We start from the raw sequence: 15984 nt of genomic DNA, 5'->3' as shown, positions 1-15984 counted from the left end.
CGCCCGCCCGCAGCCGGAAAACGACCGGCGAACGACCTGAGGAGTCGGCGCAGGAGGGGCGTGGTGTTCAATACGGCCTCATGACTGACAGCGGGCGCACGGCAAGCCGGACGGCGGTACTCGTGTGTCAGGGGCGGGCGGCCGCCCACGGCAGAGCCGGCACCGACCGGTTCTCCGACCCGGTGGCGGCCGAACTGCTGCGCGACGCCGAACGCACGGCCGTCGACGAGGTACGCACGGCCGCCGTGCCGAAGGGCCGGCAGGAACGCACCCGGTACGAAAGCGTGCGGGCCTGCGCCGAGGTCGTCGTGCCCCGGACGATCGCTATCGACGAGGCACTGCGCACACATGCGACCGGCCAGCTCGTGATCCTCGGCGCAGGTCTGGACACCCGCGCCTGGCGCCTGCCGGAACTCGCGCAGACCGACGTGTGGGAAGTCGACCATCCGGCCTCCCAGCAGGACAAGCGGGCCCGCCTCGCCGAGGCTGCGTCGAGGCTCCGGTCCCCCGGCGAGGGAGATGGCCCGTCCGCCGGGCAAGGCGAGCCGACCGGGCTGCCGGTCCTCGCCCGTTCCGTGCGGTTCACGCCGGTGGATTTCGCCGTCGACGACCTCGGTACGGCGCTGGACGCCCACGGGCACGACGCCTCCGCGCCCACCACATGGCTGTGGGAGGGCGTCGTCCCCTACCTCACGCGCGAGCAGGTACGCGCCACGCTGGCCGCACTCGCCGCCCGGACCGCCCCGGGCAGCGCACTCGTCGTCAACTACCAGGCGCCGTCGGCACGGGTCGCCGCGGGGCGGCTCCTGACTCGCCTGCTCGGCAGCTCCATCACCTCGGGTGAACCATGGCGCTCGCTGTGGCAGCCGGGGCAGATGGGCGCTCTGCTCTCGGAACATGGCCTGCGAGTGGTGTCGGACGACGATCTCCTCTCCCTCGCCTACGCCTTCGCCGGCCCGGCACACAGGCGGGCGTCCCTGCGGTCAGGACGTGTGGCCGTCGCGGAGCGCGCCTGACGTTGTTCGCCTGGCAACGCCCTCCCCCTGAGGGCGGGCTGAGCGGCGGCGGCCGCCAGTCCGTGGCGGCCGGTCGTCGGCCCCGCATGACGCGCACAGGAACCGGGGACTCGGACGCTCGCAAGCGGTCAGTGGTGCCGGGTCTCGAGCAGCATGGCCACGAGGGCCACGATCAAATTCGCGAACATGACGGCGAACCACGGAAAGAGTTCTTCCGCTCCGCCCGCTGTGTTCACGAGAATCGCCTTCTTCCGGAATTCCTGTCTTGTGGCTCCGCCATCGGTATCCGTGCATATCCGGGTACCCAGCTTTGACCGGCCTGTGCCATCACCTCATTTCACCCACCGCACTTCCCGGCTGATCCGTACTCCGGCGCAAGGGAGCGGCTCATGACGACACCTCTGCTCACCTTCGGGCACAGCTCGGCGGACCGCGAGCAACTCACCCACCTGATGCGCCAGGCGGGTATCCAGGCGGTGGTGGACGTGCGCACCGCCCCGGGCAGCCGCCGCAACCCCGACGTCCTACGGGACAGGCTCGCCGAGTGGATGCCCCAGGCGGCCATCGCCTACCGGTGGGAGCCGGCCCTCGGCGGGTTCCGCAAACCGGTGCCGGACAGCCCGGACACCTTCTGGCACAACCACTCCTTCCGCGGCTACGCGGCGCACACCCGCTCCCCCGAGTTCGTCACCGCGATGGGACAACTGCTGCGGCAGGCCGCGGACACCCGCACGGCGATCATGTGCCGCGAAGCGGTCTGGTGGCGATGCCACCGGCGCCTGATCGCGGACTTCGCCGTCATCGCGCGCGGCGTGCCGGTCCGCCACCTGATGCACGACGGACGCCTCACCCCGCATCCGCGCACCCCCGGAGCCAGACTGCGCCCGGACGGCCTCCTCGTCTACGACCGCCCCGACCCGTGACACAGACTCCCCCGAGTGGGCCGCAGGGGGCCGGCACGCGTGAGGCGGCCGGCTCATTCCGGGGCCGGCCGCCTCGCCTCAAGGGCACACGGTCACTTCAGGGCACGCCCAGGTCACAGAGTGCCCACCGGTCGGCCGACCGGTGGGCGAAGTGCCTACATGCCCGCTCGCATGCCTCCCCGCGCCTTCCCCGACTCCGCCGCCCGGGCGGCCGCGCTGGCTGCCAGCGCGAGAGACAGCGCGACGGCACCGACGATGACGTTGTTGACGATGGTCTTGGTCGTGCTCACGTTGCCCGCGACGATCCACGGAGCGATGATCGTCCACACTCCCAGAGCGCAGGCGCCCCACGCCATGCTGTGGGTCCGCTCATATGCACGGCCGAACCCGCCGCTCATCAGCAGGGCGTAGGCGAGACCGACGAGGAGGTTGGTGACGGCAAGGGTCGACATGCCGTTGAACCCGCAGATCCACGGCGACGCCGCCAGGTAGATACCGGTGATGAACGCCAGCATCCCGACAGCCTGCCCTTGCGGAGTGCTCGTGGCACGCTCGGCCATCTCATGCCGCATCCGCATGTCGATGATGTCGGGATGCGTCTCCATGGACGGCCTGGGAGAAGTGGTCATTTCTTTCACCTCGGAAAACGAGTACTAAATCCCTGGCAATATCCGGGTACCCAATCGAGGCCGAGGAACCAGTCTGAAGCAGCCTCGCTCCACTCCGCTCAGCTCCCTCGAGGAGACCACCGCGCCTCCCCCGCAGGGGGCCTCTCGCCACTATGAAAGTGCCGCAAGGAATACCGTCCTCAGGACAGCGGCCGCGCCCACCGATGCGAATCCCCGCCTCCGCCGTCGTGACCGCCCCGACCCCCGTCTCCGACACCGCCTGGTTCCCCGGCCGCCTCCACACTCCGCCACCGCAGCTGTACCTGCGACCGTACGGAGACCCACCTGCGCGGCCGCCAGCAGGTCCTACGCACCCTGATCCACGAAGCCATCGCCCTTGGCGACGCCGACGCCGCGCGACGCCCTCATCCTCGAAGCGCACGCCGGCTTCACTCCCGCCTACCGCGACCGCCTCGCCCTGGTCACCGGCCCGGCCGCCCTGTGCCCATAGCCCTGTACCCATGGACCCGCTTCGTCCTCGACATAACGGCTGGTCCCGACCCCGCCGCCGCCACAGCCGGCCGCGCCGCGGTCGCCGCCGTATCCGCGCCCTGTACACCGTCCCGGCGATCACCGACGCGGGCGACTGCAGCGGCATCACCCTTGATATCGACGTACCGTCGTCCTCGGCGCCCTCGAACACATCCACACCCACAACCCCGCGCCGGCCAGCCGGCGCCTCCAGCGCGCTCAAGCCTCCGGGATCGTCGCGCCGACACGTGTGAACCACCACCCGACCCCGCGCGAACACCGCACGTGTGGGCCACGGCCAGGGGGATACCTGGAGGGAGTGGGGTTGAGCCAACCAGCCCCACGGGTTCCCCGGGGCGTACCGGCCCCGAGGAACCACCCCGTCGACAGACTCTGGGACGAGGGAGCGGACCGGGCCCCGCGCACCGCCGTGCACGGGGCCCAGGAGCGCGCCGCCTCCCGGTATCCCTCGAGTCGCGGGCGCTCGCCCAGGTACACCGGCCCGGGCCCTAACTCTGATTCGCCCCCTTCACCGCAACCGGATGCAGCCACCCGGACCGAGGATGACTGTGACACTGTGTGAACGATCAATCACGTCGTTAGAAGTGTCTCCCACCTCTACAGCCCCCTCACCGGCGAGATCGCCCGACGACGCCGCGCCGCCCACCGACCGCCAAGGTGATCTTCAGCGCGCTGTACGGCCACTCGCCGATGACCTCGCTGGTGCGGGCGTTGACCATCACCGGCCACGCCTTGCCGGCGTGTAGGTAGGTCAGGAACCAGACGGGCAGCAGCACCACTCTCTCCGCGCTGTTCGCGGACCGCCTCTCTCCCGACGACCCCCAAGCAGCGACCCCACACGGCGACCGTCCGCGCAGGCCCGGCCCCGCACCCCAGCCCACCGCCACCGCCACCGCAGCCACAGCCACAGCCACAGCCACAGCCACTACACACGCACCGACGGGCAGGCCCTACGACTCCTGCGCTCGCGTGAACCCGTGGCTCCGCTCCACCTTCGCCACATGCAGCGTGTAGCTCTGGTACCAGTCGGCCTGCCCCCGCTTCTGCGCCGCGCGATGTTCGGCGTTGGTGCGCCACTGCGTGAGGGCGTCGGCGTCGCGGAAATATCCGACGGTGATGCCCAGCCCGCCAGGAGTTTGCGCGTGGTCCATCCCCAGGAACCCGGGGACGTCCTTCACCAGTTCTTCCATGCGTGCGTTGGTCTCGCTGTAGCCGCTCTGGTCCTGGGTGCGCACCGTGGTGAAGACAGCGACGTAGTAGGGGGGTTCGAAGGCCTCGATCGGCGCGACAGGCACTTCCGAGTGATCGCTCATGACGCCACCTTGACACCGTCGCCCCCTGAAGGGGAGCGATTTCCGTCTGCCGCGCCCCGGTCCGGCGCGACTGCCGGCGCGTTCCTGTTTCAACGCCCGGTGTTGCTCGGCGCTTTGGCCGCCGGGTCTTCCAGCTGTGTGGCCCCCTCTCCGTACAATGGCATGGCGGCAGACGTCAGTCGGCGGTCGCGTCGAGTGCTCCGATCCAGTCGCGTACCGCCGCGGCCGTCGTGCGCGCGTCTTCTTCGAGCATGCTCAGATGACTGCCGGGGACGTCGACCGTGTCATGGGTGCCCGGCCAGGCCGACCGCCACCGCTCCGGCATGCCGGGCAACGGCACTGTGGCCCGTACGAGGAGGGTGGGCACACCCGTCGACTGCGGCTCCCAGGCGCGGATCATCCGGGTGTACGCGCCCATCGACAGCAGGGTGAGGTCGTCCACCTCACTGTCGAACCGTTCGCCCATGGCCAGGGGCAGCCGCGCGGGCAGGGCCAGCAGCCAGGGTTCGGCCTCCCGGTCCGGCGTGACGTGGTACGAGTCCACCAGGACGAGTCCGGCCGGCGGATCACCGTCGGCCACCAGCCGTTCGGTGACCGCGTGCGCCGCCGTACCGCCCATGGAGTGGCCCACGACGACGTACGGGCGGCCACCGAGGTAACGCCGCACCGTGGCCGCGTGCAGCCCGGCCAGCGTGCGCAGGTCCTTCGCCACGGCGTCTCCGTCGTCGACTCCGGGGTGCCGCAGCTCGAAGACGTCCCGCTCGCCGTGGAAGCAGGCGGCTGGCCCCGCGTGCCAGGGCCGCCCCAACCCGGGGGCGAAGCCCGGAACGCAGACGAGCGCGGGGCCGCCCGCGCCGCTGGCCAGGCGCAGCGGCGACAACTCGTGGCGGTCGGCTTCTACACCGCCGAAGGAAGGCGCAGCGAGAGACGCGGTCACCAGCAGGTGCATGGCCGAGACCACGTCGCCGCTCTCGCAGACCTTGCGGTAGAGGGCGGGCAGGGTGTGACCGGCGCGCGTGCCGCGCGTCGTGGGGTGGGCGGGCGAGGGTCTGGGTGCGGCTGCGGGCGCGGGCAGGTGGCCGGGTGAGGGGGGCAGGGTGGCTGTCCCTGCCGGGGCTTCGGTGGGCAGGTTCATGTCCAGCTCACGCGGCTCGTGCGGCTCTGGTACGTCGGTCTCTGGCACGTCGGTCTCTGGCACGTCGGTCTCTGGCACGTCCGTGTCCGGCTCGGCTCGCGGCGCTTCAGGCAGGTCAGCGCTGAGTTCCGCGTACACATGGGCGGCGAGGTCCTGCACGTTCGGCCTGTCGTAGACGACGGTGGCCGCCAGCGGTACCCCGGTCAGCAGGCTCAGCCGGTTGCGCAGCAGCACGCTCATCAGCGAGTCGAGACCGAGTTCGGGGAAGCCGCGGTCGACGGCCCTCGGGTCCGTGTGACCGAGTACGGCGGCGACCTCGGCGCGGATCAGGTCCTGCAGCACCGTCATGCGCTGGGCCAGGGGCAGGCAGGCCAGCCGGTGACGCCAGGTGCCTTCGATGCCCTCGGGGTGTCCGTCCGCGGCCGGTTCGGACGAAACCGTCGGCCGAGCGGGGCGCAGCAGTCCGCGTAGCGGCGGTGGCAGGGGTGTTCCTGCGGCCAGTGCTCCGGGCGTGCGGTCGAGCGGCAGTGGCGCCAGGACCGGGTCGGTGCCGGTCAGCGCTGCGTCGAAGAGTGCCAAGGCCTGCTCGGGAGAGACGGGGCGTACCGCGCCGCCGTGGACCCGGCCGGTGCGGGCCGCCATGCCGTCCGTGTCGGCCCATGGCCCCCAGGCGAGTGAGAGAGCGGGCAGGCCGAGCGCGGCGCGGTGCCGGGCGAGGGCGTCCAGGAAGGAGTTCGCAGCGGCGTAGTTGGCCTGGCCCGGGTTGCCCAGCAGGCCGGCCGCGGACGAGAACATGACGAAGTGGGTCAGGGGCAGGCCCTTCGTCAGCTCGTGCAGATGCCAGGCCGCGTCGGCCTTCGGTTTCCAGACGGATGCCAGGCGTTCCGGCGTCATCGCCTCCAGTACGCCGTCGTCCAGGACCCCGGCCGTGTGCACCACGGCGGTGATCTCGGTCCCGAACTTCGTCAGCAGTTGCTGGAGTTGTGTGTGCTCGGCGAAGTCGCAGGCGACCAGGTCCACCTGTGCGCCCGCCTGTTCGAGGTCGGTCTGCAGTGCCCGCGCACCGGGTGCCTGGGGTCCACGCCTGCTGACGAGCAGCAGACGACGCACGCGGTGGCGGACGACCAGGTGCCGGGCCAGCAGTGCGCCGAGGGACCCCGTGCCACCGGTGACCAGGACGGTGCCTCGACCCAAGGAGGCCTCGGCTGTGCCTCGACCCAGGGACGCCTCGGCTGCGGTCGATGCCCCTGCTGGGGTGGGTTCGACGGCCGTCAGTCGGGGCACGCCGAACCGGCCCTCACGGATCGACAGTTGTGGCTCCCCCGTGGCTACGGCAGCGGGTACAAGACGCAGCGACTCGGGCGTGCCGTCCACGTCCACGAGCGTGAGGCGCCCGGGATACTCCGCCTGCGCGGCCCGCAGCAGTCCCCAGACCGTGGCCGCCGGCAGGTCCGGTGCCTCGTCGGCGGCACCTCGGGTCACCACGACGAGCCTTGCGGAACCGGCGAGTCGCGTCCGCGCCACTTCCAGGGCCCGGGACGCGAGCGCTTGCGCGGCGGCGGCCGGATCGGCGCTGCCCGTGGTGGCGGCGGACAGGGAAGCCACAACGGCATCGGGCTCCCCTTCGGCCACCATGTCCCCGTGGGAGAGCGCCCCGGCCAGGTCCAGGTCGTCGGGAAACACCACCGACAGGTGTGCACCCTGCTCCGGGACCGGCAGGTGCGTCCAGCGCAGTCGGTGCAGGTCTCTGACCGGCGCGACGTCCGTCTGCGGGGCAGGACGCGTGACCAGGGATTCCACGACGGCGACCGGCGCTCCGGTGGAGGTGGCGAGTTCCACGCGGACCGTGTCCGGGCCGGTTGTCCTGATCCGTGCGCGCAGCTGAGTGGCCCCGCTCGCGTACAGCGTCATCCCTCGCCAGGCGAACGGCACACGGGTCTGGTCGGCGGGCGGGCCGGTGAGCAGCCTGGCGTGCAGGGCGGCGTCGAGCAGCGCCGGGTGGACGGCGTGGCGTCGGGCCTGCTCCCCCACCACCGGGCCGATCTCGGCGAACAGTTCCTCGCCGCGCTGCCACAGGGCCCTGACGCCCTGGAACGCCGGTCCGTATGCGTATCCGGCCAAGGCCAGTCGCTCGTAGGAGCCGGTGAGGTCCACGGCGGTGGCATCCGGCGGCGGCCACGCCGTCGGCACGACCGCCGCGGGGTGCCTTGTCCCGGTGGCGGGTCCGAGTCGCCCGGTGGCGTGGTGGACCCAGGCGCCGAACGCGCCGCCGTCCTCGGGCCGGCTGTACACATCGGCGGTACGGCGGCCGGTGCCGTCCGGCTCTCCCACGACCACCTGTACCTGGATCCGGTCCCGGTCGGCGGCGGGCAGCCGCAGCGGGGCCAGATGGACGAGTTCTTCCAGTACGTCGAGACCGCAGGCGTCGCCTGCTTGCAGCACCAGGTCCGCGAACGCGGCCCCGGGCAGGAGTGTGTGTCCGGCGACGGCATGCTCGCGCAGCCATGGCTGGGCCGCCCCGGACAGCAGCCCGCCGCACAGCAGGCGGTTCGTGCCGGGCACGGTGGTCGCGTGGGTGAGCACCGGATGGCCGTCAGCGGACCCGGCCCCGGCTTCGGCGGCGCCCGTGGCGCTGCTGGTGGTGCCGGCCAGCCAGTAGCGCTGTCGCTGGAAGGGGTAGGTGGACAGCGCGACATGGCGGGCGTCACCGTCCCCGTAGACCCGCCGCCAGTCCACCGGCAGGCCGTGTACATGCACCCGGCCCAGCGCGGCGAACAGCGTCTGCGGTTCCGGCTCGGTGGCGGCGCGGCGGGCGATGGCCGTGCAGAGCAGCCAACCGCCCGAGCCGTCGAGGTTCGCCGTGGTCTGGGCTGTGAGGTGCGCGTCCGGACCGATCTCGACGTAGGCCGTCGCCCGGCCCTCGTCCGCGAGCCACCGCACGGAGTCCTCGAAGCGCACGGTCTCCCGGGCGTGCTGTAGCCAGTAGTGGGCGGAGCGCAGCTCGTCGGCGGCAGCCGGTCGGCCGGTCAGTCCCGAGATCACCGGGATGCGCGGTTCGTGATACGTCAACTGACGTGCGACTTCCCCGAACTCGGTGAGCATCGGCTCCATCAGCGCGGAGTGGAAGGCGTGGCTCACCCGCAGACGGCTGGTACGGCGCCCACGCGCGGCGAACTCGGCCGCGAGTGTGAGGACAGGTTCCTCGACGCCGGAGACGACCACCGCGCGCGGGCCGTTGACGGCCGCGATGGCGACCCCGTCGGTGAGGCGGCGTGCCACCTCCGCCTCGGTGGCGTCCAGCGCCACCATGGCCCCGCCTTCGGGCTGTTCGCGCATCAACCGCCCTCGGGCGGCCACGAGACGCACCGCGTCCTGCTCGGGCAGGACTCCCGCCACGTGGGCCGCGGCCAGTTCGCCGACGGAGTGCCCGACCAGGAAGTCCGGCCGCACGCCCCAGGACTCCAGCAGCCGGAACGCGGCCACTTCGAAGACGAACAGGGCGGCTTGGGCGAAGTCGGTACGGTCCAGCAGCCTGCCCGCGTCCAGTTCCCACATCACCGAGCGCAGCGGCCGTTCCAGCTGGGCGTCGAAGCGCTCGCACAGGGCGTCGAAGGCGGCAGCGAACACCGGGAAGGACGCATACAACTCGTTACCCATGCCCGTGTGTTGGGCGCCCTGACCGGTGAACGACAGGGTGAGCCGGCCGGCCGGGCCGGTGGCGTGCGGCTCGGCCGAGGTGGCGAGGGTGTCCAGGGCGCGCAGCAGGTTCTTGCGGTCGTGGGTGTCGAGCGCTGCTCGGTGAGAGAGCGCGGCACGGGCGGTGGCGTGGGTGAACGCCACGTCCAGCGGGTCGAGTTCGGGACGCTCGCGCAGGGCCGTGGCGGTCTGTTCGGCCTGGGCCCGCAGGGCGGCCGGGCTCGCCGCGGAGAGCAGCAGCGGGGGCGTGGCCTGTCGGCGGTGGGGCGTCTGGGTGACGGCGCTCGTCGTCCCGGGCTCCTCCAGGATCACGTGCGCGTTGGTTCCGCCGATCCCGAACGCCGACACGGCGGCCCGGCGGAGTCGCCCGGCCCGCGGCCGCCATTCCTCCGGTCCGGTCAGCAGGCGTACGGCGCCGGACGCCCAGTCGACCCGGGGCGACGGCTCGTCCGCGTGCAGGGTGCGCGGGAGGACGCCGTGCCGCATCGCCAAGATTGTCTTGATGACGCCGCCGACTCCCGCCGCGGCCTGGGTGTGGCCGAGGTTGGACTTCAACGAGCCTAGCCACAAGGGGTGTTCGGCGGGCCGGCCAGGGCTGTACGCGGCCAGCAGCGCCTGGGCCTCGATCGGGTCGCCGAGGGCGGTGCCGGTGCCGTGCGCCTCGACGGCGTCGACAGCCGCGGGCGAGAGGCCCGCGTCGGCCAGGGCCGCTCGGATCACCCGTTGCTGTGCGGGGCCGTTGGGTGCGGTCAGGCCGTTGGAGGCGCCGTCGGAGTTGACGGAGGAGCCGCGCAGCACGGCCAGCACGGTATGGCCGTTGCGCCGCGCGTCGGACAGTCGCTCCAGCAGGACCAGGCCGACACCCTCGCCCCAGGCGGTGCCGTCCGCCGCGGCGGAGAACGGCTTGCACCGGCCGTCCGGGGCGAGGGCCCGCAGTCGGCTGAACGCGAGGAAGGGCGCGGGTGAGGCCATCACGGTCACGCCGCCGGCGAGGGCCAGCGAGCACTCACCGTCACGCAGGGCACGCGCGGCCGAGTGGATCGCCACCAGCGACGACGAGCACGCCGTGTCCACGGTCACGGCCGGTCCGCGCAGGCCCAGGGTGTACGCGATGCGGCCGGAGGCCACGCTGCCCGCCGATCCGAGGGCGAGATGGGCCTCCAGTTCGTGCCCTGCCTGGTGCAGCAGACGCCCCGCGTAGTCGCTGTGCATGACACCGACGAACACACCGGTGTCACTGTCGCGCAGCCCCGACGGGTCCAGGCCCGCCCGCTCCAGCAACTCCCAGCCGGTCTCAAGCAGCAGCCGCTGCTGAGGGTCGGTGGCCAGGGCCTCACGGGGCGACATGCTGAAGAACGCGGCGTCGAAGTCGGCGGCCCGGTGCAGAAAGCCGCCCCTGCGGGTGACGGAGGTGCCAAGCCGGTCGGGATCGGGGTCCTGGAGTACGGCCTCGTCCCAGCCGCGGTCCGCGGGAAAGTCGGAGGTCGCGTCTGTGCCGTCCGCGAGCAACCTCCACAGGTCCTCCGGGGACTCCACTCCGCCCGGATATCGGCAGGCCATGGAGACGATGGCGATCGGCTCACCGGGCTCGGCAGGAGCTTCGGCGCTGGACGTGGTGGTCGTCTGGGTGCCGCGTTCGCCGCGCAGCGCGTCGTGCACGAGCCGTGCCACCGCGGCGGGGGTGGGGTGGTCGAACACGAGCGTCGCGGGCAGATCGAGACCGGCCGCGGTGCCCAGCCGGTCGCGCAGCAGCACACCTCCGAGCGAGGTGAGCCCGAGCGAGGTGAACGGCTGGTCGGGGTCGATGCTCCGCGAGGGCGTGCCGGCCGTCCGCGCCGTGTGTTCGAGCACGAGGTCGAGGACGGCGTCGGGCACCCGATCGACGACGGCGCCAGACAGCCGGCCGACTGCGGCGTCGGGCGCCCGATCGAGGGCGGCGTCGGGCACGGGGCCAGGGACGGCGTCGGGGGCGGCCGACAGACGCGCGCGAAACTCGGCCGAGGCGGTGTGCCGCTCCGCCGCGAGTCGCTGCGCCAGCTGCTCGCCGAGCGCCGCCCGGATCATCTTCCCTGACGGGGTCCGGGGGACGGATTCGGTCTCGTAGATCTCGTCCGGCACCTTGAACCCGGACAGCCGCTCACGGCAGATCTCGAGCGCCCGCGCCGTGTCGACGCCGTCGGGTCCGGGGACGACCAGGGCGACCGGCACCTCGCCCAGGACGTCGTGCGCTCTGCCCACGACGGCCGCGTCCATGACGCCGGGGCAGGCGAGCAACGCCTGCTCGACCTCGGACGGGTTGATGTTCTGACCACCCCGGATGATCAGCTCCTTGACCCGGCCGGTGACGCGCAGAGAGCCGTGCGGCAGGCGCCGACCGAGGTCCCCGGTGCGGTACCAGCCGTCGGTGAACGCCTCGGCCGTGGCCTCAGGGCGGTTGTGGTAGCCGATCATCAGGCCCGGGCCGCGGACCCAGATCCAGATCTCCCCCTCGGCCCCGTCGGCGACCTCGACACCGGTGGGCGGGTCGGCCAACCGGACGCTCAGCCCCTCCAGCGGACAGCCGCTGGAATCCTCGTCGCGAGGCCCGTCGAGCCGGTCGACGGCGATCTTGCCGCAGGTCTCGGTCGAGCCGTAGCCGTCGAGCAGTGGGACGCCGAGCACCTGGCCGACTTCGGCCTTCAGCTCTCCAGGACAAGGTGCGCCCGCCGTGACGCAGACCCGCAGGGAGGAGGGCACGGTGCCCGGCGCCCGCCGCAGCGAGTCCAGCAGCAGACGGTAGGTGGCGGGCACTCCTGCCACCATGGTGAACGGCTCTGCCGCGAGCGCCTCGACGACGTTCGCGCCCCGCTCCAGCAGATACGCCTCGGCACCGACCGAGACGACTCCGAGCAGGCACAGCGAGTGGGCGTAGCAGTGGAACATCGGCAGGTGCCACAGCAGCCGGTCCCGCTCCCCCAGCCCGTACGCCGGTACATAGGCCGCCGCCACCGACCAGAGTGCGGAACGCTGTGTGGAGACGACACCTTTGCTGTCCCCTGTGGTGCCCGAGGTGTAGAGGATCCAGGCTGGATCGTCGAGGCCGAGATCATCGTGAGGCGGGCGCCCCGGATCGGTACCGATAAGGTCCTCGAAGTCGAGCACGTCCCGCGCCGCACCCGCTTGGCCGACGGCGATCACACGCGTCCCGGGCCGGGCGGACACCAGCGGGAGAACCAGCGGCAACAGCTCCGCCTCGGTGATGACGACGCCGGCACCGCTGTCGTCAAGGAAGTGCGCCAACTCGGCCTCAGGAGCTGCGGTGTTGAGCAGCACGCCGATGGCCGCCGCCCGTAGGACACCCAGACAGGCCTCGACCACCTCCACCCGGTTGCCGAGGTGGACGGCCACGCGGTCCCCGCGCCGTACTCCAAGGTGTGCGAGATGCCCGGCCAGCCGGCCCGTACGCTCCTCCAGCTCCCGGTAGGTGACGGCCCGACGCGCGTCACGGTAGGCCGTCTTGCCTCCCAGCCGGGCCGAGTGCCGCCGTAAGGTGTCCGGCAGCGCACGCACCAACTCGGCCTGGACTGCAGGCATTTCCACCCCTTTTGATCGCACACTGGTCGCGAGAACAGTACGTCAGTCGACCGGTGCTCCCCGGGGCGGCGCGGCGCCGGGCCGCCCCGGACGCGCTCCCGGGCTCTCTTGGACCAGCCCGTTCCCCACCGGACTCTGGACACGTTTCCGTGAGGGCGGGAACAGCCGGTCGGGTCAGCGCTGTTGCACCAGCCGAGGGACCGGCGCCGCGCGGGCATGGAATCGGAGAGGGCAAGACTCGTCCGCTTCCGGAATCAAGCCCTCGGGCCCGTCATGCGCCCCGCCACCCGATATCCCGCCACCCGATATTCCGCCACCGATGTCAGGACGGTTCCGGCTGCGTCTGCCGCAGACTCGGACCGAGACCTTTTCCCACAGGAGGACTGTTCCATGACCACTACCGACCGACCCCTTACGCTCATGGCGGTGCACGCCCACCCCGACGACGAGGCCACCGGAACGGGCGGCGTCCTCGCCCGCTACGCGGCGGAGGGCATCCGCACGATCCTCGTAACCTGTACCGACGGCGGTTGCGGTGACGGTCCCGGCGGCGTGAAGCCCGGCGATCCCGGGCACGATCCGGCAGCCGTCGCCGCGATGCGGCGTCAGGAACTCGAAGCCAGCTGCGAGGTCCTGAAAGTCAGTCATCTGGAGACGCTGGACTACGCCGACTCGGGAATGATGGGCTGGGCTACCAACGACGCCCCCGGATCGTTCTGGCGGACGCCCGTCGAGGAGGGCGCTGCCCGGCTTGCGGAACTCCTGCGCCGCTACCAGCCCGATGTGGTCGTCACCTATGACGAGAACGGCTTCTACGGCCACCCCGACCACATCCAGGCGAACCGCATCACGATGGCGGCCCTGGAGATGACCGAGCAGGCACCGAAGGTGTACTGGACGACAGCACCCCGCTCGATGATGCAGCGCTTCGGGGAGGTCATGCGCGAGTTCGGTGGGGACTGGGAGGAGCCGGACCCCGAGGAGGCCGCCACCATGGCCGAGATCGGGCTCCCCGACGACGAGATCACCACCTGGGTGGACACCAGCGCGTTCGGCGGCCAGAAGTTCGACGCGCTGGCCGCGCACGCCAGCCAGGGCGAGAACATCTTCTTCCTCAAGATGGGCCAGAAGAGGTTCACCGAGCTGATGGGCGTCGAGACCTTCGTACGGGTCCGGGACACCACTGACGCTCCCGTGCCGGAGAACGACCTCTTCGCCGGACTGCGCTGATCCGCCCACCCGCGACGGCCCTGCGCATCCTCATGCCTGGCGGGGCCGTCGACGGGATGCACGGGCTCTGTCTCCCGTCCGCGACACGCTGAGGCTGCTCCGTCCGGGTGTATCCGTCATGCGATCGGCCGTGCCTGGGCCTTCTGGGGCCCCCGTCCGGCTCCCGCACCGCGAGGATGACCGGTGACCGGCGCGACGGCGCGAGCGGACCCACGCACACCTTTCGGGAGACGGACCACCTGTGAGCATCCTCAACGACCCCCAGGGCTCCGCGGCAGTCGAGGACGCCTACGCCGACGAACTACCCCTCAGGCGCAAACAGCCCGGCGGCGTCGTGGTGAAGTGGCTGACCACCACCGACCACAAGACCATCGGCACCCTGTACCTGACCACGTCGTTCATCTTCTTCCTGGTCGGCGGCGTCATGGCCCTGCTGATCCGCGCCGAACTCGCCCGCCCCGGCCTGCAGATCGTCTCCAAAGAGCAGTACAACCAGCTCTTCACCATGCACGGCACGATCATGCTGCTGATGTTCGCCACCCCGCTGTTCGCCGGCTTCACCAACTGGATCATGCCGCTGCAGATCGGCGCCCCCGACGTCGCCTTCCCCCGCCTGAACATGTTCGCCTACTGGCTCTACCTGTTCGGCTCCCTCGTCGCCGTCGGCGGCTTCCTCACCCCCCAGGGCGCCGCCGACTTCGGCTGGTTCGCCTACACCCCGCTCTCCGACATCGTCCGCTCCCCCGGACTCGGCCCCGACATGTGGATCATGGGCCTGGCCTTCTCCGGCTTCGGCACCATCCTCGGCGCCGTCAACTTCATCACCACCATCATCTGCATGCGCGCCCCCGGCATGACCATGTTCCGCATGCCGATCTTCGTGTGGAACGTCCTGCTCACCGCCGTACTGGTCCTCTTCGCGTTCCCCGTCCTCGCCGCAGCCCTCTTCGCCCTCGAAGTCGACCGAAAATTCGGCGCCCACGTCTACGACGCCGCCAACGGCGGCGCACTGCTGTGGCAACACCTCTTCTGGTTCTTCGGCCACCCCGAGGTGTACATCATCGCCCTGCCGTTCTTCGGCATCGTCACCGAAGTCATCCCCGTCTTCTCCCGCAAACCCATCTTCGGCTACATGGGACTCATCGCCGCCACCATCTCCATCGCCGGCCTCTCCGCCACCGTATGGGCCCACCACATGTTCGTCACCGGCGGCGTCCTCCTACCCTTCTTCTCCTTCATGACCTTCCTCATCGCCGTACCCACCGGAGTGAAATTCTTCAACTGGATCGGCACCATGTGGAACGGATCACTCTCCTTCGAAACCCCCATGCTGTGGGCCACCGGATTCCTCGTCACCTTCCTCTTCGGCGGACTCACCGGCGTCATCCTCGCCTCACCCCCCATGGACTTCCACGTCTCCGACTCCTACTTCGTCGTCGCCCACTTCCACTACGTCGTCTTCGGCACCGTCGTCTTCGCCATGTTCACCGGCTTCCACTTCTGGTGGCCCAAAATGACCGGCAAAATGCTCGACGAACGCCTCGGCAAAATGACCTTCTGGACCCTCTTCATCGGCTTCCACGGCACCTTCCTCGTCCAACACTGGCTCGGCGCCGAAGGCATGCCCCGCCGCTACGCCGACTACCTCGCCGCCGACGGCTTCACCGCCCTCAACACCATCTCCACCATCAGCTCCTTCCTCCTCGGCCTCTCCATGCTCCCCTTCCTCTACAACGTGTGGAAAACCGCCCGCTACGCCAAACCCGTCGGCGTCGACGACCCCTGGGGCTACGGCCGCTCCCTCGAATGGGCAACCTCCTGCCCCCCACCCCGCCACAACTTCATCACCCTCCCCCGCATCCGCAGCGAATCCCCCGCCTTCGACCTCCACCACCCCGAAATCGCCATGAACGAACACGAAGCCCACCTCCCCACCAG

General features: G+C 71.0%; 8 protein-coding genes. 4 read left to right on the top strand and 4 right to left on the bottom strand.

The window, feature by feature from the left end:
- Positions 1-80: 80 nt before the first annotated feature.
- Positions 81-1016, top strand: coding sequence for a class I SAM-dependent methyltransferase (locus V7E45_RS30520; protein ID WP_333777444.1), 936 nt, complete (start codon positions 81-83; stop codon positions 1014-1016).
- Between the two features lie 389 nt (positions 1017-1405).
- Entirely contained in the window at positions 1406-1939 is a 534-nt protein-coding gene (locus V7E45_RS30515) for a DUF488 domain-containing protein (protein WP_333777443.1), read from the top strand.
- Positions 1940-2094: 155 nt separating this feature from the next.
- Here V7E45_RS30515 and V7E45_RS30510 read toward each other — a convergent pair whose 3' ends face one another.
- From V7E45_RS30510 to V7E45_RS30495, 4 genes are all read right to left on the bottom strand, one after another.
- A complete protein-coding gene (locus V7E45_RS30510) occupies positions 2095-2544 on the bottom strand; it encodes an SPW repeat protein (RefSeq protein ID WP_443056290.1) in 450 nt (149 codons plus the stop codon).
- Positions 2545-3707: 1163 nt separating this feature from the next.
- Complete coding sequence (locus V7E45_RS30505; RefSeq protein ID WP_333777441.1) at positions 3708-3875, bottom strand: hypothetical protein; 168 nt, start codon at positions 3873-3875, stop codon at positions 3708-3710.
- Positions 3876-4049: 174 nt separating this feature from the next.
- A complete protein-coding gene (locus V7E45_RS30500) occupies positions 4050-4412 on the bottom strand; it encodes an antibiotic biosynthesis monooxygenase family protein (RefSeq protein ID WP_333777440.1) in 363 nt (120 codons plus the stop codon).
- Between the two features lie 175 nt (positions 4413-4587).
- Entirely contained in the window at positions 4588-12816 is an 8229-nt protein-coding gene (locus V7E45_RS30495) for a type I polyketide synthase (RefSeq protein WP_333777439.1), read from the bottom strand.
- Positions 12817-13236: 420 nt separating this feature from the next.
- Here V7E45_RS30495 and V7E45_RS30490 point away from each other — a divergent pair, with 420 nt between their 5' ends.
- Together V7E45_RS30490 and ctaD are read left to right on the top strand one after the other, a co-directional pair.
- Complete coding sequence (locus V7E45_RS30490) at positions 13237-14046, top strand: PIG-L family deacetylase (RefSeq protein ID WP_333777445.1); 810 nt, start codon at positions 13237-13239, stop codon at positions 14044-14046.
- A gap of 241 nt (positions 14047-14287) precedes the next feature.
- The coding region (gene ctaD, locus V7E45_RS30485; RefSeq protein WP_333777438.1) for an aa3-type cytochrome oxidase subunit I at positions 14288-15984 on the top strand (1697 nt) is incomplete at its 3' end.

It is taken from the genome of Streptomyces sp. IBSBF 3136, from assembly GCF_036815105.1.
GTDB lineage: Bacteria > Actinomycetota > Actinomycetes > Streptomycetales > Streptomycetaceae > Streptomyces.
Note: the sequence above shows the minus strand (reverse complement) of the source record. Positions and strands in the feature narration are given on the sequence as shown.